Source organism: Aedoeadaptatus ivorii, assembly GCF_900638585.1.
Classification (GTDB): domain Bacteria; phylum Bacillota; class Clostridia; order Tissierellales; family Peptoniphilaceae; genus Aedoeadaptatus; species Aedoeadaptatus ivorii.
This window is the reverse complement of the sequence record NZ_LR134523.1, coordinates 780,735-802,913: the sequence shown is the minus strand read 5'-3', so window position 1 is coordinate 802,913 and position 22,179 is coordinate 780,735. Positions and strand designations below refer to the sequence as shown.

The following is a 22,179-nucleotide window of genomic DNA, read 5'->3' as shown; positions in this document are numbered from 1 at the left end:
GGTGTTTGCTGTATTTGAATAGGAGATGCGCAGTTGCCATATGCCATATATAGAAAAAACCCGCCAAAGGCAGGTTTTATTTCGCGTATTCCGTGGCGCGCGTCTCGCGGATGACGTTGACTTTGATCTGTCCGGGAAAATCCAATTGGGATTCGATTTCCTTGGCGATCTTTCGCGCCGTTAAAGTCATATGGGCTTCGTCGATTTCTTCGGGCTTGACGATAATGCGAAGTTCTCGGCCCGCTTGTACCGCAAAGGATTTTTCGATGCCTTCGAAACCCGTAGCGATCTCTTCCAATTGTTCGAGTCGCTTGATATAGGTTTCGATGGTTTCTCTGCGGGCGCCCGGTCTGGCAGCACTGATGGCATCGGCCGCTTGCACGAGAATCGATTCCAAGGAATCGAATTCTACGTCGCCGTGATGGGCTTCGATGCCGTTGATGACGGCTTCCGGTTCCTTGTATTTTCTGGCGAGTTCGACGCCCAGTTCCACGTGGGGGCCTTCGACTTCGTGGTCGATAGATTTGCCCAAGTCGTGGAGCAATCCGGCTCTTTTCGCCAATTTGGAGTCGATGCCGATCTCCTCGGCCAGATATCCGGCGATCTTAGAAACCTCGACGGAATGCTGTAGACAGTTTTGTCCAAAGCTCGTACGGAACTTCAGACGCCCCAGGTATTTTACGAGTTCCGGGTGCAGGCCGTGCACGCCGGCTTCAAATGTAGCTTCCTCGCCGCTTTCTTTGATGATTTCGTCGACTTCCTGCTTGGCTTTTTCGACGGTTTCTTCGATCCGCGTGGGATGAATTCTGCCGTCGAGGACCAATTTTTCTAACGCGACACGGGCGATTTCACGTCGAATGGGATTAAAGGAAGAGATTACGACCGCCTCCGGCGTATCGTCGATAATCAGATCGACGCCGGTCAAGGCCTCTATGGCGCGAATATTTCGTCCTTCCCGTCCGATAATGCGGCCCTTCATCTCGTCGTTGGGCAATGTAACCACCGATACCGTAGTTTCAGCCACCTGATCGGCGGCGATGCGCTGAATGGTGCGCACGATGATATCCTGTGCCAATTTGCGACTTTCATCCTTCACATGGCGTTCGTAATCGCGAATGCGCACGGCAGCTTCTTGGGTTAATTCGCTTTCCAGTTCGTTGAGGAGAAGCTGTTTGGCTTCTTCTCTGGTAAGGCCCGAGACCCGTTGAATTTCTGCCGTCTTTTCCTCGATCAAGGCGTCGATGGAATTCTCTTTCTCTTGGATGCGCGTCTGTTGCTCAAAGATTTGGGCCTCCTTTTTTTCTAAAGTCAGGCTCTTGGAATCCAAGATATTTTCCTTAGACAAAAGACGCTCTTCGAGTTTCTGCAGCTCCGTTTTTCTAGCATTATTTTCCTGTTGCACGCTGTCTCTCAGGCGATGGATCTCTTCCTTCGCATGGAGCATCACGTCCCGTTTATTGTTCTCGGCTTCACGTTCCGCATCAATAATGATATTCTTGGCTAATTCTTCAGCTCGATTTAACTTTCCTTCCGCTAAATTCTTACGTACGAAATAACCAATAGCTACCCCGAGGATTCCAATAAACAATGCCACGAGAATTGAAATGACAATTTCCGGCAAATGGAACACCTCCTTATTCAGTTTTCAAGTTTCAAATGGTATAAACCATGAAAACATTATACCATACAATGGAGCGGATGACCTTGTTCAATTCTCAAGCCATCTCTTTTTCATCGTCGATCACCTCATACACCGTGCTCTTACCGTTTCGAATTTCGACGCGAAACGCTTTGTCGCAGATATTCGTCAGGTGTTCATTATGGGTGACCATAAGGACTTGCCGCACGAAAAGACGGGAAGATTCCTTTAAGAACTCTCCCATATTGAAAATGTATTCATCGCTAATGTGCTTTCCCGGCTCGTCGAGAAAGAGGGGGCCCTGAATCTTCGGTCGGTGATTCTCCAAAAAAGCGATGCGCAGCGCCAGTGAAACGATATCTACCACGCCGCCGCCGCGACTGAGTTCGGGCTTTGTCTTGACTTTATAATCGCCATAATCCGATTCGACAAAGAATTCGGCCACCGGCAGATTTCGACTCTGCGAGAGCTCTACTGTAAATTGGGAGCTGTTTTGCATAATATAGGCAATTGACTGCGTGACGATGTCTTCGATCTGGTGTTTTGCCTGGATGCGAGAGTAGTCCGCTGCCTTTTGCAGCAAAAAGACGACGCCGTTTAACAGCTTTTCTTGCGCTTCGATTTCCTTGATATGCGTTTCTTTTTGTCGCATCTGTTCGCGAACGGACTCGCGCTTTCCCTGCTCCCGATCGACTTTTGTCGAAAATGCCTTGGCACGTGAGCGGATTTTGTCGAGGGTCTGCGCTTGTTTCGGGTCCATTACCGGTCCTCCGGCAGCAATGCTTCCGCTTCTTTGAGCAGCGTTTCGATTTCCGCCTGAATCGTTTCAATGTCGCTCTCTAAGGTGTTCGGGTCCAATCCGTCGGCGAGTATTCTTTCGTTGAGTTCCTTTTCTTCTTTTTCCAATTCTTCCATGCGCCATAGTGCGCGATTTCTTACGTCTTTCGCCCGTTCATATCGGCGGTTGAGTTCATTGATTTGTTGTTCAAAATCCATATTATTCCTCCAATGCCAAGCTGATTTCCCGAAGCGATTCTTCGTCGATCGTTTGGCGACACAAAGGGCAACGGCCTACGTGTTTCAGCGCTTCCAGATAGGCCGCTTTGTCTGCAGAGAGGTCGCTTTTGGCCTGGTCATACTGTGCTTGCACGATCTTTCGTTGACGGTTTAAAGACTCTTTTTCCTCGAGCATGGCCAGGCGCCGCATAAACGCCTGGTGTTTTTTTATGAGTAGATCTCTTCGTTCCCCTGCAGAATCGATCGTCGAGAAGCCCTCTAGAAATGCCTTTCCCCGCTCTATGCGATCCGCTATATCCGCTTTGGCGCTTTGAAGCGACTTAAGCTCGAGCAATCGGCCGTATAACTCGTTGATGCGATTTGCAGGTATGCGTTCCAGGCGCTCGGCATCGGAAAGGATTCGCTTCAAATTTGCTTTTTCCAATGTAAGAGCGCGGCTGCGTTCGCGATACGGCAAGATTTTTCGGTAGCGAGTATAGGCGGAAGACAATCGGTTCAGGGCATCCGTAAACCGATCGAAGTCCCGAAATGTTGCCAAAATATTCTTCGTTTTTGATTTCTCGGCAATGTTTTTTGTGCGGCGAACGGACAGCCCATGGTATTTGTCGTAGCGATAAAATTGTTCGCGGATCGTATGCAGTTTCTCGCCGGCGGCATCGACGCCCGCGCTATCTGCAAGGATTTGCGAGACCCGTGCCTTTTCTGCTCGGATCCTCTGTGCGGTTACCACCATGTCTCGCAGCTTTTCTTCTTTTTGCAAGAGGGCATCGATTGAGGCGATTACACGCTTTAGCTGTTCTCGTTTGTCGATCCATCCTTCTAAGTACGAAAACGTTTTTTCTTCCTCGGATAGCGCTTCCAAATCGCGATCCGCCACGGATTTTTCCAGGCCCAGTTGCTTGACATCCCTTTGGGCGTCGCGCATGGCTTCATCCAGTATATCGATCCCGACCATGCGTCCGATGGCCTGCGCTTTATAGGCATCTGTTTCCTGAAGCAGAAACGGACCGTCCAGTTGGTCGGAAAAATTTAGGGGAAATGCCTTTTTATCGTCCAAAAATACTTTTCGGATCCCCAAGGCATCTTCCACTTCCTCCGGTACGTTTTTTCCGAAGCCTTCGAACACGGTCTCTTCGCCTTCTTGGTCTTTTAAAACGTATTGATTCTTGGACTTGGTGCGCCGGCGCGTTACGGCAATGCCGTCGCGAAAGCGCACGGTCACCGATACCTCGGTCTCTCCTTCTCGCACGAACTCTACGCCGGCGGGCTCGTTAAACAGGCACCACCGCAGAGCGCGAAGAATCGAGGTCTTCCCGCTGTCGGAAGGCCCGACGATTACATTGACGCCGGGAGACAGTGTTAGGCTCGTCCGTTCGTGGGACTGAAAATTGACCAGATCGATCTGTTCTATATATTTCATAGTCCTCCCCTACTCTCTTCTACCTTTGCGATCCGCTGTAGGGCTTCTCGTTTGACGGCGGGATCAAGTTTTTCGTTTTCCGCAATATCCGTAATGACCTCCATAAAGTGGATGCGTTCGAAATTCCCCGTCCTCTCGATGGACTCCTTGAATTCGGCGAGCTCTCTTCGCTTGAATTTATGCATCTCGATTTCCTTACGGTCGAGCACCTCCTCGCCGGGCAAGGCGGATTGTAATGGGTACTCTCGAATCTCGCAGTCGCTCTTTTCGACATCGATCAAGAGAACCTTCGGCTTTCTCTTCAGTTCCGTCAAAGTATTCGAAATGCGCACCATGGCGCCGGGGTTGATAAATTTTTTATCGCCGATTTCCATCAGCGGAAAACCGTCGTGATAGTGCCCGCTGATCGTCAGGTCCGCCGCCGTATCGGCGACTTCTTCTACGCGGGTATGGGCGATTAAGGGAAATTTTTTGGGCATCAAAAATCCATGCACCAGGTGAATGGCAAAATCCGCACGCGGATCTTTTTCTTTGACAAAATATAAATTTCTGTGTTCTTCCCGGTCGATGCCGTAGATATAGGGCGCGCCGGTGAGCTGGACGACGGTGTCGTCTTTTTGTAAGAGCATTGTTTTGCCATTAATGACCGTGACAATCCCCAATGCGTCCAAAAGCCCCATCACGGTGCGCGGCAGCGTTATGGGATTGTGTCCGTAAATGTCGTGATTCCCGCTGATCGCCAGTATCGGAGCGGGGATCGACTGTAAAAGCGGTGCGATCTCGTGAATGACCGAAAGCGATGTGTCCGGTCTGTCGAACAGATCGCCGCCGTGGAGCACATAATCGATTTGGTGCCGTTGTGTAAGAGATCGCACTTCTTCGAGTTTTGTTTTTACCGTATCGAAAAACGAATCCGTTCTCGATTTCGGATTCGTTCCTCGAATATGGCTGTCGGTGAAGTAAAGGAACTTCAATCGATCATTCCCCCTGTGTCTTCTCCGTATCCTCTGTCGATTGATCCTTTTGGCTTTCGGGACGGTAATATTCGCGTACTTTTCCCTCGATTTCCGCCAATAGATCCGGATTCTCTTCTAAATACTTCTTTGAATTTTCTCGCCCCTGAGCGATCTTTACATCGCCATAACTGAACCAGGATCCGGATTTGTCTACGATGCCGCTGGCGACCGCTGCATCGAGGATGCTTCCGACCTTGGAGATTCCCTCGCCGTACATAATGTCGAATTCCGCTTGCTTAAAGGGCGGCGCTACCTTGTTTTTTACGACCTTTACGCGCACGCGGTTTCCGATAATTTCGTCTCCGCGCTTAATGCTGTCTATGCGGCGAATGTCCATCCGCACCGAAGTAAAGAACTTCAATGCGCGCCCGCCGGTGGTCGTCTCGGGATTGCCGAACATGACGCCGATCTTCTCGCGCAACTGGTTGATAAAGATCACCGAAGACTTGGACTTGCTGATGGCGCCGGTGAGCTTTCTGAGGCCTTGGCTCATCAGTCGTGCCTGCAGACCCATATGGCTGTCGCCCATCTCTCCTTCGATCTCCGCCTTTGGAACCAATGCAGCGACGGAGTCGACGACGATGAGGTCTACCGCATTGCTGCGAACCAGACTCTCGGTGATTTCCAGCGCCTGTTCTCCGGTATCGGGCTGAGAGATAATCAGGTTTTCGATGTCTACGCCCAGCGCCTTGCTATAAGCGGGATCCAAGGCGTGCTCTGCGTCGATAAACGCGGCGGTACCGCCCAATTTTTGTGCCTCGGCGATCATATGCAGGGCAATGGTCGTCTTGCCCGAAGATTCCGGTCCGTAGATTTCGATAATCCGGCCGCGGGGAATGCCGCCGACGCCCAGGGCGATGTCCAAACTCAAAGAGCCGGTGGGTATGGCCTCGATGTTTAGATTGACATTTTCTCCCAAGCGCATAATGGCGCCTTTTCCGTACTCTTTTTCGATCTTGGCGATGGCATCGTCCAGCGCCCTTCTCTTACTCTCGTCCATATTCCCCTCCTAATTCTTGTAACAAAACTGTCGCGAGGATATTCTTCGCACTGCGAAATTGAATGGTATTGCGATCGCCGCGGAAGATCTTTTCCTCCGCATCGACTTCCCTGCCGTTTTTTCGAATCGAATAGCAGACGGTGCCCGCTTCGCGATCCGTCGCGGTATCCGGGCCCGCTTCTCCCGTGGTAGAGATACAAAATGTCGCCTTTGTACGCGCATAAAGCCCTCGGCTCATCTCGGCCGCCACTTCGGAAGAGACGACGCCCTTGTCGAGAATGGTATCGGCGGAAACGTCGAGTAGGGCGATTTTCGCCTGATCGCTGTAGGTAATATAGCTCTCTTTTATGACATCGGCACTTCCCGGCACCGAAGTGATCATATGCGCCAATAGTCCGCCGGTTACGGATTCGGCAAAGGAAATCGTCATATTGCGGGATGCCAAATATTGCACCAGCGTTTCGAAGAGATTCTTTTCGCCATTGCCGTAAATGTGGTAGGCAAATAGGGATTTTACTTTTTCTACGGCTTCGTCAAAAGCGCGTTTGGTCTCTTCGTAGTCTTCTTCCCCTTCGGAGTGTGCCATGATCTTAATCTCGACCTCGCCGGTCTTGGCAAAGGTATTGATTTGGACGATGTCGTTTTCGATCTTTTCCTTGCGGAAAATATCTTCGCAATTGGACTCGCCGATATTCACCAGGCGAAGGCTCTCGATAAAGTTTTCGCCGGTGGTCTTTTCCAAATAGCGATCGATGATCAAATCCACCATGGGTTCAAATTCTCTGGGAGGACCCGGAAGAAGATAAAAGACTTTCTCTCCGTAATTCAGCTTACATCCCGGCGCGGTTCCCTTGTCGTTGGGAATGACGACGGCGCCTTTCGGAAATTCCGCCTGTCTTTTGTTGTTGTCGGTGATCGTCCGCGCATGGGCCATGGCGATGTCTCTGATATTTCGCCATTCCTCTTCGTCGAAGTACAGATCGATATTCAGTGCGTGGGCCAGTGCCTGTTTGGTCATATCGTCCTGGGTGGGCCCTAAGCCGCCGCATAAAAAGATCAGATCGCTTCGCGTAAGAGCCGTTTCAATGGCATCGCGAATGTCTTCATAGCGGTCGCGTACCGATGCGTGGTAGAAGACGTCGTAGCCGAAATCCGTCAGTTTTCGCGACAGATAGGGACCGTTTGTGTTCAAAATAGAACCGATAAGGATCTCCGTACCTATGGTGATGATTTCAGAAATCATAATTTCTCCTAAATATTTTTCAAATCCAAAAGGTCTTTATTCTTCACCAAATAATCTATTCCGCTTAGAACGGTAAGAATGACGGCGATATAAAAGAGTACAATACCGATAGATTCGGGAATGGCGGGCGCAAATAACAAAGCGATCAGACACAAGAGTTGACTGATGGTCTTGATCTTTCCGAATCCGCTCGCGGCAATGGTTACATTTTCAGAGGCTGCGATAACCCGAAATCCGGTGATCGCCAACTCGCGCGCTACGATGACGATCACCCCCCAGGCGGGAATGACGCCGAATTCCACCAAGAGGATAAAGGCGGAAATCGTGAGAATCTTATCCGCAAGAGGATCGAGAAATTTCCCGAAAGTGGTGACGAGATCGTACTTTCGCGCCAAGTATCCGTCGAGAAAATCTGTAAATGCGGCGACCACAAAAACCGCCGCGCCGATATAGCGCATTTCCTGCGTCTTTAAGAGCATCAATAGGACAAAGAGCGGCACCATCAGAATGCGCAGCGTCGTGAGCTTATTCGCAATGTTCAAGATATTCACCGCCCAGGTCGTAACTCGATGCGTCTGTAATGCGAACTTTCACAAAGTCTCCTTCCCGCAGCACGACGTCGCTTTGGACGACGACGATGCCGTCGATATCCGGTGCGTCTAAATAGGATCTGCCGATATACTCCCCTTCCCCGCATTCCGTAATCAGTACCGTGAGCGTTTTTCCGATCAGACGCGCCATACGGTTTTCTGAAATCTCCATCTGTTTTTCCATAAAGCGGCGGTGTCTATCTTCTTTGATCGACTCCGGTACTTGATCTGCGTATTCGGCAGCCGGCGTTCTCTCTTCGCGGGAATAGGTAAATGCCCCCGCCCGTTCAAAAGGATGACGCTCGATGAAATTCAATAGCGTTTCAAAATCCGCCTCCTTCTCTCCGGGAAAGCCCAAGAGAAATGTAGTGCGAATGGCGATGTCCGGAATCTCTTCGCGCAAAGTCGCGAGTAAGTTTTCGATCTGCGCCCGGTCGACCTTTCGGTGCATGCGCTGAAGCACCGAATCGGAGATGTGCTGCAGGGGGATGTCTACATAGGGAAGCACTTTGGGATTGTCGCGCATCTGTCGGATCAAATCGGCATCGAAGTGGTCCGGATAGGCGTAGAGGATGCGGATCCAACGGAGACCGTCGATCGTAGACAGCGCCTCCACCAGCTTGGCGAGGGCGTATCGACCGTAGAGGTCGATTCCGTAATCGGTCGTGTTTTGTCCGATCAAGATGATCTCGCGCGCACCTTCTGTGACCAGCATATTGACTTCTTCGAGAATCTCCTCTTTTTTTCGGCTGCGATGGTTCCCTTTCAGATAGGGAATAATACAGTAGCTGCATCGATTGTTACAGCCTTCGGAAATCTTTACGTATTCCGTAATCGATACATTTTCCCGTACCATGCCCTCGATATAGGCATTGGAAAGGGATTGAGCGAACACGGGCTTATCGCCGCTTTCTGCTTCTTCGATGGCTTCATTCAAAGAGCGAATATGACCGGGCCCCAAGATGCCGTCGGCTTCGGGTATGCTCTCCAAAAGTTCTTCGGGATAGCGCTGGGCGAGACAGCCGGCGAGGAGCAAAGTCTCTAATTTTCCCGTATCTTTCAGTTGCGCCAAATCCAGTATCGTATCGATGGACTCCTCTTTTGCGGCGTCGATAAAACCGCAGGTGTTGACCACGATCACTTCCGCTTCATATACGTCGTCGGTAAACTGAAATCGGGATGGATCCAAGACGCCGCGCATTTGGCCGGAGTCGACGTCATTTTTAGAGCACCCCAAGGTTACGATTGAAACATTTTTCATAGATTCTCCTGCTCATTTCTCATCGATTCGATTTCTTCTTTGGTCATCAACAGCTTGCGCGGTTTGGGCCCTTCGTGCGGGCCGATGATTCCCATCTCTTCGATCTGATCGACGATCCGCGCCGCCCTGGCATAGCCGACCTTGAGTTTTCGCTGTAAAAAGGAGATGGAAGCCTGTTCCTGTGTCAATACGATATCTACAGCTTCACCCAACAGCGGATCTTCGTCGGAAACGGATTTTTTTACTTTCTTTTCCATGGTGTCCATGGCTTCCTCGTCGTATTCTGCCGTTTCCGTATGGTTCTTGACAAATTCCAGTACCCGCTCCACTTCGCCGTCGGAGACGAAGGCGCCCTGCAGTCGTTTGGGCTTCGGGTAAGAACCCGGGTAAAAGAGCATATCGCCCTTTCCGAGAAGTTTTTCGGCGCCGGACATATCCAAAATCGTGCGGGAATCGATCTGCGACGAGACGGAAAAAGCGATCCGAGAGGGAATATTTGCTTTGATGGTACCGGTAATGACATCGACGGAAGGACGTTGTGTCGCGAGGATCAAGTGGATCCCCGCCGCCCGCGCCATCTGCGCGAGTCGCGTGATATAGTCCTCGACTTCTTTGGCGGCGACCATCATCAAATCGCTCAACTCGTCTACGACGATGACGATTTTCGCCATTTCCTGCTCGCCTTCTGCGTCCATCTTTCGATTGTAGCCTGAAATATCGCGTACCCCGGCATCGGCAAAGGCCTTATAGCGCTTCTCCATCTCTTCTACCGCCCAAGCCAATGCGAAGGCGGCCTTCTTCGCGTCGGTAACCACCGGAATCAATAAATGCGGTATCCCGTTATAGATACCCAGTTCGACCACTTTGGGATCGATCAGAATGAGACGAACCTTTTCCGGCGGCGATTTGTAGAGGATCCCCATCAAAATCGAGTTGATACATACGGATTTCCCCGATCCCGTCGCGCCTGCGATCAACAGGTGCGGCATTTTGTCGATGGTCGATAAGATCGTGTGTCCGCTGACATCTTTGCCCAATGTCAACGGCACCGAAGACGGCAGCTTTTGAAAGGCGTCGCTCTCCAGGATTTCTCGCAGTCCCACGCTGTCTTTTACGGCATTGGGCACTTCGATGCCGATGGCGCTCTTTCCCGGTATCGGCGCTTCGATCCGGATATCCGGGCTCGCAAGAGACAGACTCAGATTGTCGTGCAGGGACACAATGCGACTGATTTTTACCCCCGGTGAGGGTTCCAATTCATAGGAAGTGATTGTGGGCCCTTTGTTGATGGCCGTCACCCGGCAGTCTACATTGAAGTTGTCCATCACCTCTTGGATAACGGCGGCGTTTTTGCGGACGCTCTCGTCTCCGGCGGCATTTTCGCGCTCTGTTTCCTTCAAGAGGTTCAGCGGCGGAAAGGCGTATACATTTTCCGCGACCTCTGTGCGAACGTCTTTGCGAAACGCTTCTTTTTCCGCTTCGTCCAAGGAATCGACCCGCTCCGGTTTTGCATCGGGCATATAGTCGCGTATCGTCAAGGGCTCGGCCTCTTCGTGAGCTTCGGCTTCAAAATCGAATGCGGGCACAGAATCCTCTTCGATCTTCTTTTTTTGTGCGGTTTCGCGACTCGGCCTTTTTCGAGGAACAGCGGTCTTTCGCGCTTTAAGACGTTTTTCGACAGATTCGACGGCAGATAGTATCTTCCGCTTCCAGATCATTTTTTGTCGATCCGAAATCAAAAGATACAAGCTGACGAGAAGAAGGAGGATCAAAAGGATTCGACTTCCCATCGTACCGAACAAACCCGTCAACAGCCGACTGAATCCTTGGCCGATTAGGCCTCCGTCGATCGGGGCGGCCTGTAAGGAATCGATTCGCGCTTCCCAATCGAGCGCGCGACTGTAGGGATCGTAAAAGTGCAGCATGGCGATGGCGAGGGCGGTAATGGCAGGCAAAAAAACCTGTACGATCTTTTTTCGATCGGTATCGAGTATTAAAAACAGTCCGGTTAACAGCAAGAGGCCGCAAAAGATGGGGCCGGTCTTTCCGAAGAATAATCCGATGCCTTTGGAAGCAAAGTCACCGAAGATGCCCATTTTATCGCTGAAAATGCTTAAAAAAGACAATACGGCCACCAAGATCAAAAGCCCACCGACCATCGCCGGCCGCTGTGTATCCGATGCAGCGGATTTCGTCTTTCGCTTTGTGTTTTTTCTCTTTGCCAATGTCCGCCCTCCCGTCAAATATATGTTCGAGTCTATTATAACACAGCGCGTCCGCTCGAAGAAGCGAAGTTATAGGCGGCCGGTGTGCCCAAATCCGCCTTTACCTCTGGCGGTTTTGTCCAATTCTTCCAGTTCTTCTACCTCGATCAAATCGGCTTTTTCGTAGCGTGCCAGTACCAATTGAGCGATTCTCTCTCCGTCTTGGATCACGACGGTATCCTGAGATAGATTGACCAAGGGAACGGTGATTTCGCCGCGATAATCGCTGTCTACGGTCCCTACGGCATTGATGAGGGTAATTCCCTTCTTAAAGGACAGGCCGCTTCTCGCACGCACTTGTCCTTCAATTCCCTCCGGCAGCTCGAGATACAAGCCGGTGGGCACTTTTATCCGCTCAAACGGTGCGATGGCGAGATCTTCATCGAGATCGGCGCGCAGGTCCATGCCGCTTGCGCCCTCGGTAGCATAGGCGGGCAGGGGATGTTTGGAACGATTGACGATTTTGATTTTCATTGTTTTCCTCCATGAAAAAACCGCCGAAGCGGTTTAGTTTCTTTTATTCATTATCTGTCACCGCGATCTCTGCGTTCGGCGCGTTCGTTCTCTTTGCGTTCGGGCTTGGGAAGCAGAGCCTTTCGAGAGAGGCTGATCTTGCCCTTGTCGAGAGCCGTCACCTTTACCTTCACCCTGTCCCCTTCTGCCAGCACGTCGCCGACATTGTTGATGCGCTTATGGTCGATATTGGAGATGTGCAATAGACCTTCTTTGCCCCAAAGAATTTCTACAAAGGCGCCGAAGTCCACGATTTTTTTGACGGTGCCTTCGAACACTTCTCCCACTTCCAATTCGTGCACAATGTCTTCGATAATTTTCTTCGCCTTTACGCCGCCTTCGTCGCCGGAAATAATCGAGACGCGTCCGTCGTCTTCGATTTCGATCTGTGCGCCGGTTTCCTCGACGATTTTGTGAATCATCTTTCCGCCGCTTCCGATTACTTCGCCGATCTTATCGGGGTCGATATAGAGGCAGTGGATGCGCGGTGCATAGGGAGACAGATCGTCTCTGGGTGCGGCAATGGTGCCGTGGAGATGCTCGAGGAGCGCAAGGCGTGCCTCCTTTGCCTGTGCAAGCGCACGGCGTAAGATTTCTTCGGATACGCCGTCGATCTTAATGTCCATCTGGAGCGCCGTGATGGCATCGGCGGTGCCGGCCACTTTGAAATCCATATCTCCATAGTGGTCTTCCAGCCCCTGAATGTCGGTAAGAATGACGGGCGCATCGCCGTTGTCGATCAATCCCATGGCGATGCCCGCCACAGGCGCCGCAATGGGTACGCCGGCGTCCATCAATGCCAAAGTGGAGCCGCAGACGCTCGCCTGAGAGGAAGAGCCGTTGGATTCTAAGATCTCATTGACGACGCGAATATAATACGGAAAGTCCTCCTCTTTGGGCAGCACCGGAATCAATGCCCGTTCCGCCAAATTGCCGTGGCCGATTTCCCGTCTGCCAGGACTTCTGGGCGGGCGGGTTTCGCCGACGGAATACGAGGGAAAGTTATAGTGGTGCACATACCGCTTCGTATACTCGGGATCCAATCCGTCGACGATCTGCCCCTCGGTGAGCGGCGCGAGCGTAACGGAACTGAGTGCTTGGGTTTGGCCCCGGGTAAACAATCCGCTGCCGTGTGTGCGCGGCAAAAGCCCCACTTCCGACGACAAGGGACGGATTTCGGTAAGGGCCCGGCCGTCGCTACGGCGTTTTCCCACCAAAATCTGTTTGCGGAAGATCTCTTGCGTCACGTCTTCAAAGACGCGGTTTACCTGTGCTTCCTCATAAGCTTCGTCTTCTTCCAGTCTTTGCACCAGGGCCTCTTTAATGCGGCCCAGGGCATGGCCCTGCTCGGTCTTATCGGCGATATCGAGTGCGATCTCCACTTGATCGTAGATGCTTTTGCGAATATGTTCTTCGTATTCGCTGTCGACGACGAGGCCTTCATAGGCCATGGTTTCTTTGCCGACCTCCGCCTTGATACCGTCTATAAAGCCTACGATTTCTTTGATTTTCGTATGGGCCAAGAGAATCGCCTGCAATACCTCTTCTTCGGGGAGCAAGTCTACGGCGGCTTCGACCATCATGATGGCGTCGGCGGTGCCGGAGACGGTGAGGTTCAATTTGGAATTTTTGATCGCATCGACAGAGGGATTCACGACGAACTCGCCGTCGATATGTCCGATGCGCACGGAGCCTGTGGGTCCGGCAAAGGGAATATCAGAGACGGAAAGGGCCACAGAAGAGCCGATCATCGCCAGGATGTCCGTGGGGTATTCGGGATCGTAGCTTAAGACGGTAGCCGTGACCTGAATGCTGTGGTGAAAATCCCCCGGAAACAGCGGCCGGATGGGACGGTCCATCAACCGGCTCGTGAGGATCGCGTCGGTACCGGGCCTGCCTTCGCGTTTTTTAAATCCCCCGGGGATCTTTCCCGATGCGTACATTTTTTCTTCGTAGTCGCAGCTCAGGGGCAAAAAGTCCACGCCTTCTTTGGCCTTGGTCGATGCGGTGGCCGTGACGAGGACGACGCTCTCGCCCTGGGTGATCCAGCAAGCGCCATTGGCCTGCTTGGCGACTTTTCCGATCTCTACCGTAAGGGGCGCACCGTTAAAATTAATCGTATACGATTTATGCATAAAACCCTCTTTTCATTATAAAGAAAGAGCGGTCTCCCGCTCTTTCATGTGGTTTCTTATCCTCTGATATTTAAGCGTTCGATAAGGGTTCTGTATCGCTCTACGTCCTTATTGCGCAGGTAACGCAGAAGATTTCTTCTCTTACCGACCATTTTCAAAAGACCTCTTCTGGAATGGTGGTCTTTTGTATGTTCTTTGAGGTGATCGTTCAATGCATTGATCGTGTGCGTCAAAATAGCAACTTGAACTTCCGGAGAACCGGTGTCTCCCTCTTCTCTTTGGTACGCTTTAATAATCTCTTGTTTTTGTTCAGTAGATAACATTTTTTCCTCCTAAATAAATCATTCGGTCTCACCAAGATCGCGTCGAGGATCGACAATCCGAGTAAAACTAGTACCCTCACATTTTAGCATGAACGGGCGGCAAAGTAAATTGCCGATCGCGAATTCTCAAAGGAATTTCCTTCAGATCCGCATCCATTTGTTGTTTCAAAGACGAAACATCGGGAAAACGGATTTCGGGGCGAATGTAATCGACCAGGGCGATGTCGATCACCTTGCCATAAAATTCCTCTCCCTCGTAATCATAGAGATACGATTCAATTTTTATGCCCCGCTCCGAAAAAGTCGGGTTGGTGCCGATGCTGGTCGCCGCATCGTACCAGCGATCGTCGATACGGACTTTGGCGGCATAGACGCCGAACTTGGGCACGATATAGTCGTCGGGAAAGTGCACATTGGCCGTAGGGATTCCGATCGTTCGACCCAGCTGCTTGCCCGGCTGTACGGATCCGCGTATGGTATAGGGCCTGCCCAACATACCGGTGGCGGAAAGAATATCGCCTTCGCGGACGGCGTTTCGAATGCGTGTGCTGGATACGGCTTCGCTGCCGTAAAGCACGGGGCGAATGACCGAGAGATCGATGCCACCGGATTGGCAGAGTTTTTCCATTTTCTCCACATTTCCCGCAGCCATATGGCCGAATCTGTAATCGTAGCCTACGACCACGCCTCGGATTTTCAAATGCGAGATCAAAAAGCGCAACACAAAATCTTCCGGCGACAACTGCATAATTTCGCGGGTAAAGTCCATCTCATAGACGCGGTCGATGCCGCAGGCGTCCAGGATCTCGTATTTCTGTTCGCGGAGCGTCAAAAGATTCTGCCTACCACCGTGTAAGGTATTTTTCGTGTGTTCTTTGAAAATCAAAACCGATGCGGACATGTTCGCCGCCTTCGCCATGCGGCGAACTTCTCGTATCAGCGCCTGATGCCCGAGGTGCATGCCGTCAAAATTTCCGAGGGCGATACACGTCTCCGGCGATATATTCGATTCGAGATCCACCTGTATTATTTCCATACCCACCTCAACATAATACCTTTTTCATCTTGAATTCTCGCCTTCCGTCTTTGGTTCGCACTTCGCCGAGTCCCAGGAATTCGCCGTCGGTATAGACGCGGAATGTGTTCTCGCCTTCTTCGACATACGGTGATTCGAACGATTTTCCCTGCGAAAGCGCAAGTCGTTGCGACGCCGGAAACTCCGCTGCCGGCAAATGCCCCAGCATGCGGTCCATCGGAAGCAAAAGCGCTTCGCGTTCCGCCTCCGACATCGCTTCGATGGCATCGAGTGTATGTGCTTCCTCGACATGCAATTTGCCCACCGACTCTCTCCGCAATCCCGCCATCGTAAAATAACAGCTTGCCTCCACGCCGATATCGTCGATAAGCGTTCGAATATAGGTGCCGGAAGAGACACTCGCGCGCAATGTGATTGCATCGGCAGCGCCATCGATGCACTCTAAATCGTAGACGCATATCCTTCTAGGGACGCGGGGCACGCAGATCCCCATGCGCGCGTATTCGTACAGCTTTTTGCCTTTATACTTCAGCGCCGAATACATCGGCGGAATCTGGTCTTGTTCTCCCACAAAGGAGGCAAGGATTTCCGCCAGATCGTCCGGAACGGGGAGATCGCTCTTGGCATAGACTATTCCCGTCGTATCACCGGTGTCGGTTCGGATTCCAGAAACCGCCTTTGCAAGGTAAGTCTTTCGGTCCCTGGCGATATACTCTACGAGCTTGGTCGCCTTGCCGACACAGACCGGCAAAAGACCGGTTGCCATCGGATCCAACGTGCCGGTATGCCCCACCTGTTTCGTATGGTAGAGGCGGCGCAATTTTGCCACTACATCGTGAGAGGTCCAACCCGCGGGTTTGTCGACGGCCACGATGCCGATCGCCGACTTATTTTCCGAATGTTTCATCTAAGACCTCGAGAAGCTTTTTCTCAACGGCTTCCAAAGATCCATGCGTGGTGGCGCCGCTTGCGCGAATATGCCCGCCGCCGCCGAAGGCCTCGGCGATTTTCGTACAGTCCGTTTCGGATTTGGAGCGAAAAGACAATTTGATCTCGTCTTCTTTCTCTTTGAGAAATACGGCGAGCTCTACCCCGTCTACATTGCGGATTTTTTCGACGATGCCCTCGGTATCGTCGGATTTGGCACCGGTGCGTTCAAAATCCTCGAGGGATGCATCGGAGACGGCGACGCGACCGTCGAAATAATAGCGAATCTTCGAAAGCACGGCGGTGACGAGGGATAGTTTATTCGGCGATTCGGATTGGTAGAAGTTTTTGACCATTGTATAGTGATCGCAGCCGTAATCGTAGAGTTTTGCCACCATGCGGTGGGTATCGCCCGTCACGCTGTCGTATTGAAAACTTCCCGTATCCGTCGAAAATGCCGTATACAGCCCCGTCGCCATACTCGGCGTGATCTCTGCGCCCATCGCTTCTAAAATTCGGAACAAAACTTCTCCAGTGGATGTGGCATCGGCATCGACGAAGTTTAAATCCGCATATTGGGTGTTGCTGAAATGGTGATCGATGTTCACACAATATGTTGCTCGCAGAAATAATGCTTTTGCCGTTTTTCCGAAGCGATCTTCGTCGGAAGAATCCAACGCGATCAATAAGGGAAAGTCCTCATCGACGGTATCGACCGGAACCCGCGCCTCCACCGACGATAAAAACTGCAAGTTCGAGGGCACCGTATCGTTTCCCAAATAGACGACGTCTTTTCCTGCATTTTTCAAATGGCCGTAGAGCGCGTGTAAGCTGCCCAAATTGTCCCCGTCGGGGCTGGTATGAGACAGTATGGCGATCCGATCGGTCTCGTCAATTTTTTGGCGCAGAATTTCTGCAAATTGCGTCTGTTCCATAGACTACTCCGAATCTTTAAGGGCGTCGATTTGCTGCTGCAGTTCGATCCCCTTTTCGATGCTGTCGTCCAGTTCGAGCAGCAATTCGGGCATGGCCCGCAGCTTCATATTGCGTCCCAATTCCTTTTTCATAAATCCCTTGGCGCTCTTTAGTCCCTCGAGCGCGTCTTCTTTCGCCTGATCATCTCCGAAAACGGAAATGCCTACGGTCGCATAGGACAAGTCTCCGGTAACCGATACAAAGGAGACGCTGGTTAAAGGCGGGATTCTCGGATCCTTTAACTTGTTTTGAATAATATCGGAGAGTTCTCGTTTGATTTCTTCAGATATTCTGTGGATCCTCTTGTTATTCATATCTATAATTCCTTCTTAATTTCCTTTTCAATATAACATTCCAATAAGTCCTTGACCTGGATGTCGTTGAAGTTTTCCACCATAAGACCGCCTTCGTAGCCTTGGGCGATTTCTTTGGCATCGTCTTTGAATCGCTTCAGGGAAGCAATCGGGCCTTCGTGGATGACGATATCGTCGCGCAGTACTTTCACCATGCCGTTGCGGACGATTTTTCCCTTCAAGACATAGATCCCCGCGACGATGTTGTTGTTCGGAAGTTTAAAGGTGTCTCTCACTTCGCAGCGACCCAACACTTCCTCTTCGATATCGGGGGTGAGCATGCCGCTTACGGCACCCTTTACATCGTTGATAATGTCGTAGATGACGCGATAAGTGCGAACGTCGACTTCTTCTTGTTTGGCGAGTTCGATCGCATTGATATTGGGCCGTACATTAAATCCGATGACCAGGGCATTGGAAGCCGAGGCGAGGTTGATATCGCTCTCGTTGATGCCGCCGGCGCCGGAGTGGATGATATTGACCTTGACCTCGTCGTTTTCGTTCAGTTTGAGCAGAGACTGGTTGATCGCCTCTACCGTTCCTTTGACGTCCGCCTTGACGATCAGGTTCAGATCCTTGAGTTCCCCTTCTTTGATTTTTTCGAAGAGATTGCTCATAGAAATCTTGTTTTTGGTCGCCAGTTTTTCTTCCCGTAATGCGGCAATGTTGCGGCTTGCGATTTCCTTGGCGGTCTTTTCGTCCTTGACGGCATAGACCGTATCCCCGGCATTGGGGACATCGTCCAGCCCGAGAATCACGACGGGGGTAGACGGACCCGCCTTTTTCAGGCGCTTTTTCTTATCGTCGGTCATGGCGCGAATATGGCCGTGGCTGGTTCCCGAAACGATAAAGCTGTCCGCGGTAAGGGTCCCTTTTTGTACGAGTATGGTCGCCATGGGTCCCTTTCCCTTGTCGAGGCGTGCTTCAACCACCGTACCGACGGCGAGCCGATCGGGATTGGCCTTTAGTTCCTGTACTTCTGCGACCAATAGGACCATATCCAATAGATCGGGAATGCCTTCTTTGGTCTTGGCCGAGACTTCGACCATAATCGTATCGCCGCCCCAGTCTTCAGAGACCAAACCTTCTTCGGCCAGTTCCTGGCGCACGCGATCGGGATTGGCGCCTTCGCGGTCGATCTTGTTGATGGCGACGATAATGGGGACTTCTGCCGCCTTGGCGTGGTGAATTGCCTCGACGGTCTGCGGCATAACGCCGTCGTCAGCCGCCACTACGAGGATCGCGATATCGGTAACCGATGCCCCTCTGGAGCGCATGGCGGTAAAGGCCTCGTGGCCCGGTGTGTCCAAAAAGGTGATGTTTTCTCCATGCACGGAGACCTGGTAAGCCCCGATATGCTGGGTAATGCCGCCGGCTTCAGAAGCGGTAACATGGCTCTTTTTGATGACGTCCAGAATCGACGTCTTGCCGTGGTCGACGTGGCCCATAACGGTAACCACCGGCGGACGCTTTTTCAAAGATTCCTCGGGATCTTCCGGATCCAGGCCATATAATTCTTCGATGTCGGAATCCTCTTCGGAAATAAATTCGACTTCTTTGCCGAATTCGTCGGCGAGAATCGCGATTACGTCTTCGTCGATCGATTCGTTTTGCGTCGCCATAATGCCCAAGCCGATCAGCTTCGTAATCACCTGGGCAATATTGACCCCGATGGATCCCGAAAATTCTTTAACCGTAAGCGGTGCTTTAATCTTAATGGCCTGATCCCCTTTCTCCATTTCTCGCGCTTGTCGTTCCTTGCGCTTTTGGCTGCGCGATTTCTTTTTGGGATGCTTGGGCTTATCGAATTCTTGAGGCTCCTGATCCCGCTGTTTATGTTTCTTCTTTCCGCCGTCGCGTTTGCGCGATTTCTTTTCTTCTCTCTCTTCGTCGTCATCGCTTCGAGTGTGGAGATTCGGACGAGAAACATCTTTTTTCTTCGTCTTTTTCTCCTTAGAACCGTCTTTCTTCGGCGACTCGGATTTCTTTTCGCGCTTTTCTTGTTTCGGCTCGGATAGTTCTTCGTCTTTTTCTTGTTCTGCTTTGTCCGATGTTACATTCCCATGTTTTGAAGCGCGAGACGGCTTTTCGGCTTGCTTTTCGGGTTCGACTCGATTCTCTTCCGCCACATTGGCCGCAGTCCGCGCTTCTTCCTGGGCGTTTTGCGCCCGGCGAATAAAATCATACAGCTGCTTTTGTTCTTCTTCCGACAGAGTGCTCATATGACTTTTTACGGACATGCCCGCCTGCTTTAAGACGTCCATTAAATCCTTACTCGCCATACCGATCTCTTTCGCTACGGTATATACTCTTTTGTTCGACATGAGAACACCTCCTAAGTAGAGGATTATAGATCTTTCAAAGATTCTCTCAATACTTCAAAAGTCGCCGCCGGGATTTCCGCTCCCAGCGCTCTATGAAAGGCCTTCGATTTTTGTGCTTTATGCAGGCAAGCTTCGTCCTTGCAAATATAGGCACCTCGACCGTTCGCCTTTCCTGTTTCGTCTATAAAAACCTCTTGTTCTTGATTTCTGACTACGCGCATTAATTCTGCTTTCGGCTTTGCTACGCCGCAACCTACGCATTTGCGCATGGGGATTTTTTTCGGTTTCGCCATTGTATTCCCCGCTATTGCTCCGTTTCGTGAACGTCCGGATCGCCTGCCGCATCAATGGCTTCCGCATCTGCTAGCTCTTCGGCATCAGCCGGCGCCGCCTCTTCTGCATTCTCCTCCGGTTGTGCATCGGCAAACAGATTCGAAAGGTCCAAGCCCGTCAGGCCTTCAATGCTGGCAAAATTATCGGATCCGTCTTCTGTATCGCCATATCCCGAGACGTCGGTATCGTGGGATGCGCCGTGTTGTGTTTCAAAGGACGCGCGAAAATCCGCTATATTCGTCTCGAGCGCATCCAGATATTCCTGAAATTGCGTTTCGGATTTGATATCGATCTTCCAATTGGTCAGCTTGGCAGCAAGCCGCGCATTTTGGCCCTCTTTTCCGATGGCCAAAGACAGTTGGTAATCGGGTACTACCACGAGGGCGGATTTTTCTTTTTGGTTGATGAATACGTCCACGACCTTCGAAGGACTCAGCGCATTGCCTATGAATTTGCCGATGTCCTTTTCCCAGATCACGATATCGATCTTCTCGTCGTGGAGTTCTTCGACGATGGTCTTTACACGGCTGCCCTTGAAGCCCACGCAAGCGCCCAAGGGATCCACATCTTCGTCTTTCGAGAAGACCGCGAGCTTCGTGCGACTGCCCGCTTCTCTGGCAATGGAATAAATTTCCACCACGCCGTCGTGGATTTCCGGTACTTCCAGCTCGAATAAGCGGCGTACCAAATTCGGGTGGCTCCGAGAAAGGACGATCTGCGGCCCCTTCGGCTGTCGATTGACCTCCAGGATCAGCATCTTGTATCGATCGCCTTGCCGATACGATTCCCCCGGAATTTGTTCGGATATGGGAAGAATTGCCTCGGTCTTGCCTAAGTCGACGAACACATTCCCCTTGCTGGTGCGCTGCACCTCGTTGGTGATGATTTCATTTTCCCGATCGGCATAATCGTCGTAGATCACTTCTCGCTCGGCGTCTTTTATGCGCTGAATGACCACTTGTCGCGCCGTTTGTGCGGCAATGCGTCCGAATTTTTCGGGATCGATTTTATCGTAATATACATCTCCCGTCTCCATCTCCGGATACGTAGCGCGCGCCTCTTCGACGCTGATCTCGGTATTTTCGTCGAATACTTCGTCTACGACGAGGCGTTCGGCGGAAATAGAAATTTCTCCGTTTTCCCGATCGATCTCTACCACGACATTTTGAGCCGTTCCGAAATTTTTCTTATAGCTGGAGAGCAATGCGGACTCCAAGGCTTCCAGAATGACTTCTTCTTTTATTCCCTTTTCATTTTCTATTTCTTTCAGAGCGTAAATAAACTCTTCATTCATTATCGTTTCATTGCCTCCTAAAATTCAATGACCTGTCGCATTAAAGAGATGGATTTTGAATCGAGGGTGACAATTCGGCCGTCTTCCTCTCGGATATCTACGGTATCCTCGCCGTAATCCGCGAGAATTCCCACAAAGTCCTTTTTATTCTCTAATTTCTTATACAGTCGGACTTCGACTTTTTTGCCCAGATTTCTTCTGTAATCGTCGCGGCTTCGGATCGGCCGGTCCAGTCCGGGAGACTGTACCTCCAGGGTATAGGCGCCCGGAAATAGGTCTTCGTTTTCGATTTGTTCGTCGACATCTCGAGAGATTTCGGCGCAGTCGTCGATATCCACCCCGTCGGCGTGATACACGGTAATGATGATACGCGCCGGCTCTTTTCGAAGAATCTCCACTTCGACCACTTCATAATCCAATCGGGCGGCTGCTTTTTCGGCAGCGGCACAGATCTTCTCCCGCATTTGAGAACTTTTCAAGAACTCACCTCCCATAAAAAACTAGAGTGGGGGCCCC

The 22,179-nt window shown here is 51.3% G+C and carries 21 protein-coding genes; all 21 read right to left on the bottom strand.

Translation table 11 applies throughout. The features are described from left to right. Positions 1 to 76 precede the first annotated feature (76 nt). The gene (gene rny / locus EL294_RS04035) at positions 77 to 1,621 is read right to left on the bottom strand and encodes a ribonuclease Y (protein WP_442861981.1); all 1,545 of its coding nucleotides are present in this window, start codon (positions 1,619 to 1,621) and stop codon (positions 77 to 79) included. 94 nt (positions 1,622 to 1,715) lie between these two features. Beyond that, a complete protein-coding gene (locus tag EL294_RS04030; RefSeq protein WP_126465421.1) occupies positions 1,716 to 2,399 on the bottom strand; it encodes an ATPase in 684 nt (227 codons plus the stop codon). After that, positions 2,399 to 2,635, bottom strand: coding sequence for a hypothetical protein (locus tag EL294_RS04025; RefSeq protein WP_126465420.1), 237 nt, complete (start codon positions 2,633 to 2,635; stop codon positions 2,399 to 2,401). Before EL294_RS04025 ends, EL294_RS04030 begins: the two co-directional genes overlap by 1 nt. 1 nt (position 2,636) lies before the next feature. After that, positions 2,637 to 4,076 (bottom strand): AAA family ATPase, encoded by a 1,440-nt coding sequence (locus EL294_RS04020; RefSeq protein ID WP_126465419.1) that lies wholly within the window; start codon positions 4,074 to 4,076, stop codon positions 2,637 to 2,639. Next, positions 4,073 to 5,050 (bottom strand): metallophosphoesterase family protein, encoded by a 978-nt coding sequence (locus EL294_RS04015; RefSeq protein WP_126465418.1) that lies wholly within the window; start codon positions 5,048 to 5,050, stop codon positions 4,073 to 4,075. The genes EL294_RS04020 and EL294_RS04015 overlap by 4 nt, the downstream gene beginning before the upstream one ends. Before the next feature lie 4 nt (positions 5,051 to 5,054). Further along, on the bottom strand, positions 5,055 to 6,092 hold the full coding sequence (gene recA, locus EL294_RS04010; RefSeq protein ID WP_126465417.1) for a recombinase RecA: 1,038 nt from the start codon (positions 6,090 to 6,092) through the stop codon (positions 5,055 to 5,057). Beyond that, the gene (locus tag EL294_RS04005) at positions 6,079 to 7,335 is read right to left on the bottom strand and encodes a competence/damage-inducible protein A (protein WP_126465416.1); all 1,257 of its coding nucleotides are present in this window, start codon (positions 7,333 to 7,335) and stop codon (positions 6,079 to 6,081) included. The genes recA and EL294_RS04005 overlap by 14 nt, the downstream gene beginning before the upstream one ends. Positions 7,336 to 7,343: 8 nt before the next feature. After that, on the bottom strand, positions 7,344 to 7,877 hold the full coding sequence (gene pgsA / locus EL294_RS04000) for a CDP-diacylglycerol--glycerol-3-phosphate 3-phosphatidyltransferase (RefSeq protein ID WP_126465415.1): 534 nt from the start codon (positions 7,875 to 7,877) through the stop codon (positions 7,344 to 7,346). Next, positions 7,861 to 9,186, bottom strand: a complete 1,326-nt coding sequence (gene rimO / locus EL294_RS03995; protein WP_126465414.1) for a 30S ribosomal protein S12 methylthiotransferase RimO — start codon at positions 9,184 to 9,186, stop codon at positions 7,861 to 7,863. The genes pgsA and rimO overlap by 17 nt, the downstream gene beginning before the upstream one ends. Then, the gene (locus tag EL294_RS03990) at positions 9,183 to 11,411 is read right to left on the bottom strand and encodes a DNA translocase FtsK (RefSeq protein WP_126465413.1); all 2,229 of its coding nucleotides are present in this window, start codon (positions 11,409 to 11,411) and stop codon (positions 9,183 to 9,185) included. The genes rimO and EL294_RS03990 overlap by 4 nt, the downstream gene beginning before the upstream one ends. Positions 11,412 to 11,480: 69 nt before the next feature. Then, positions 11,481 to 11,924 (bottom strand): dUTP diphosphatase, encoded by a 444-nt coding sequence (gene dut, locus EL294_RS03985; protein ID WP_126465412.1) that lies wholly within the window; start codon positions 11,922 to 11,924, stop codon positions 11,481 to 11,483. Positions 11,925 to 11,974: 50 nt separating this feature from the next. Then, positions 11,975 to 14,098: a polyribonucleotide nucleotidyltransferase gene (gene pnp, locus EL294_RS03980; protein ID WP_126465411.1), complete on the bottom strand. Its 2,124-nt coding sequence runs from the start codon at positions 14,096 to 14,098 to the stop codon at positions 11,975 to 11,977. A gap of 56 nt (positions 14,099 to 14,154) precedes the next feature. Continuing rightward, positions 14,155 to 14,421, bottom strand: a complete 267-nt coding sequence (gene rpsO / locus EL294_RS03975) for a 30S ribosomal protein S15 (protein ID WP_126465410.1) — start codon at positions 14,419 to 14,421, stop codon at positions 14,155 to 14,157. Between the two features lie 76 nt (positions 14,422 to 14,497). Then, entirely contained in the window at positions 14,498 to 15,457 is a 960-nt protein-coding gene (locus EL294_RS03970; protein WP_126465409.1) for a bifunctional riboflavin kinase/FAD synthetase, read from the bottom strand. A 7-nt stretch (positions 15,458 to 15,464) separates the two neighbouring features. Next, positions 15,465 to 16,364: a tRNA pseudouridine(55) synthase TruB gene (truB, locus tag EL294_RS03965; protein ID WP_126465408.1), complete on the bottom strand. Its 900-nt coding sequence runs from the start codon at positions 16,362 to 16,364 to the stop codon at positions 15,465 to 15,467. Further along, a complete protein-coding gene (locus EL294_RS03960) occupies positions 16,345 to 17,319 on the bottom strand; it encodes a DHH family phosphoesterase (RefSeq protein WP_126465407.1) in 975 nt (324 codons plus the stop codon). The genes truB and EL294_RS03960 overlap by 20 nt, the downstream gene beginning before the upstream one ends. A 3-nt stretch (positions 17,320 to 17,322) precedes the next feature. After that, a complete protein-coding gene (gene rbfA / locus EL294_RS03955; RefSeq protein WP_126465406.1) occupies positions 17,323 to 17,673 on the bottom strand; it encodes a 30S ribosome-binding factor RbfA in 351 nt (116 codons plus the stop codon). Positions 17,674 to 17,675: 2 nt separating this feature from the next. Beyond that, positions 17,676 to 20,036: a translation initiation factor IF-2 gene (infB, locus tag EL294_RS03950; protein ID WP_126465405.1), complete on the bottom strand. Its 2,361-nt coding sequence runs from the start codon at positions 20,034 to 20,036 to the stop codon at positions 17,676 to 17,678. Between the two features lie 23 nt (positions 20,037 to 20,059). After that, entirely contained in the window at positions 20,060 to 20,329 is a 270-nt protein-coding gene (gene rnpM / locus EL294_RS03945; protein WP_126465404.1) for an RNase P modulator RnpM, read from the bottom strand. A gap of 11 nt (positions 20,330 to 20,340) precedes the next feature. Beyond that, the gene (gene nusA / locus EL294_RS03940; RefSeq protein ID WP_126465403.1) at positions 20,341 to 21,663 is read right to left on the bottom strand and encodes a transcription termination factor NusA; all 1,323 of its coding nucleotides are present in this window, start codon (positions 21,661 to 21,663) and stop codon (positions 20,341 to 20,343) included. A gap of 17 nt (positions 21,664 to 21,680) precedes the next feature. Next, positions 21,681 to 22,142: a ribosome maturation factor RimP gene (gene rimP / locus EL294_RS03935; RefSeq protein ID WP_164715212.1), complete on the bottom strand. Its 462-nt coding sequence runs from the start codon at positions 22,140 to 22,142 to the stop codon at positions 21,681 to 21,683. Positions 22,143 to 22,179: the final 37 nt, after the last annotated feature.

What these genes read in the sequence shown, in the direction of transcription:
- nusA (WP_126465403.1), bottom strand. Translation starts at nt 21,663, where the DNA reads ATGAATGAAGAGTTTATTTACGCTCTGAAAGAAATAGAAAATGAAAAG.
- rnpM (WP_126465404.1), bottom strand. Translation starts at nt 20,329, where the DNA reads ATGGCGAAACCGAAAAAAATCCCCATGCGCAAATGCGTAGGTTGCGGC.
- rbfA (WP_126465406.1), bottom strand. Translation starts at nt 17,673, where the DNA reads ATGAATAACAAGAGGATCCACAGAATATCTGAAGAAATCAAACGAGAA.
- infB (WP_126465405.1), bottom strand. Translation starts at nt 20,036, where the DNA reads ATGTCGAACAAAAGAGTATATACCGTAGCGAAAGAGATCGGTATGGCG.
- truB (WP_126465408.1), bottom strand. Translation starts at nt 16,364, where the DNA reads ATGAAACATTCGGAAAATAAGTCGGCGATCGGCATCGTGGCCGTCGAC.
- EL294_RS04030 (WP_126465421.1), bottom strand. Translation starts at nt 2,399, where the DNA reads ATGGACCCGAAACAAGCGCAGACCCTCGACAAAATCCGCTCACGTGCC.
- EL294_RS03970 (WP_126465409.1), bottom strand. Translation starts at nt 15,457, where the DNA reads ATGGAAATAATACAGGTGGATCTCGAATCGAATATATCGCCGGAGACG.
- EL294_RS04005 (WP_126465416.1), bottom strand. Translation starts at nt 7,335, where the DNA reads ATGATTTCTGAAATCATCACCATAGGTACGGAGATCCTTATCGGTTCT.
- EL294_RS04025 (WP_126465420.1), bottom strand. Translation starts at nt 2,635, where the DNA reads ATGGATTTTGAACAACAAATCAATGAACTCAACCGCCGATATGAACGG.
- EL294_RS03960 (WP_126465407.1), bottom strand. Translation starts at nt 17,319, where the DNA reads ATGGAACAGACGCAATTTGCAGAAATTCTGCGCCAAAAAATTGACGAG.
- rimO (WP_126465414.1), bottom strand. Translation starts at nt 9,186, where the DNA reads ATGAAAAATGTTTCAATCGTAACCTTGGGGTGCTCTAAAAATGACGTC.
- recA (WP_126465417.1), bottom strand. Translation starts at nt 6,092, where the DNA reads ATGGACGAGAGTAAGAGAAGGGCGCTGGACGATGCCATCGCCAAGATC.
- EL294_RS04020 (WP_126465419.1), bottom strand. Translation starts at nt 4,076, where the DNA reads ATGAAATATATAGAACAGATCGATCTGGTCAATTTTCAGTCCCACGAA.
- dut (WP_126465412.1), bottom strand. Translation starts at nt 11,924, where the DNA reads ATGAAAATCAAAATCGTCAATCGTTCCAAACATCCCCTGCCCGCCTAT.
- pnp (WP_126465411.1), bottom strand. Translation starts at nt 14,098, where the DNA reads ATGCATAAATCGTATACGATTAATTTTAACGGTGCGCCCCTTACGGTA.
- rpsO (WP_126465410.1), bottom strand. Translation starts at nt 14,421, where the DNA reads ATGTTATCTACTGAACAAAAACAAGAGATTATTAAAGCGTACCAAAGA.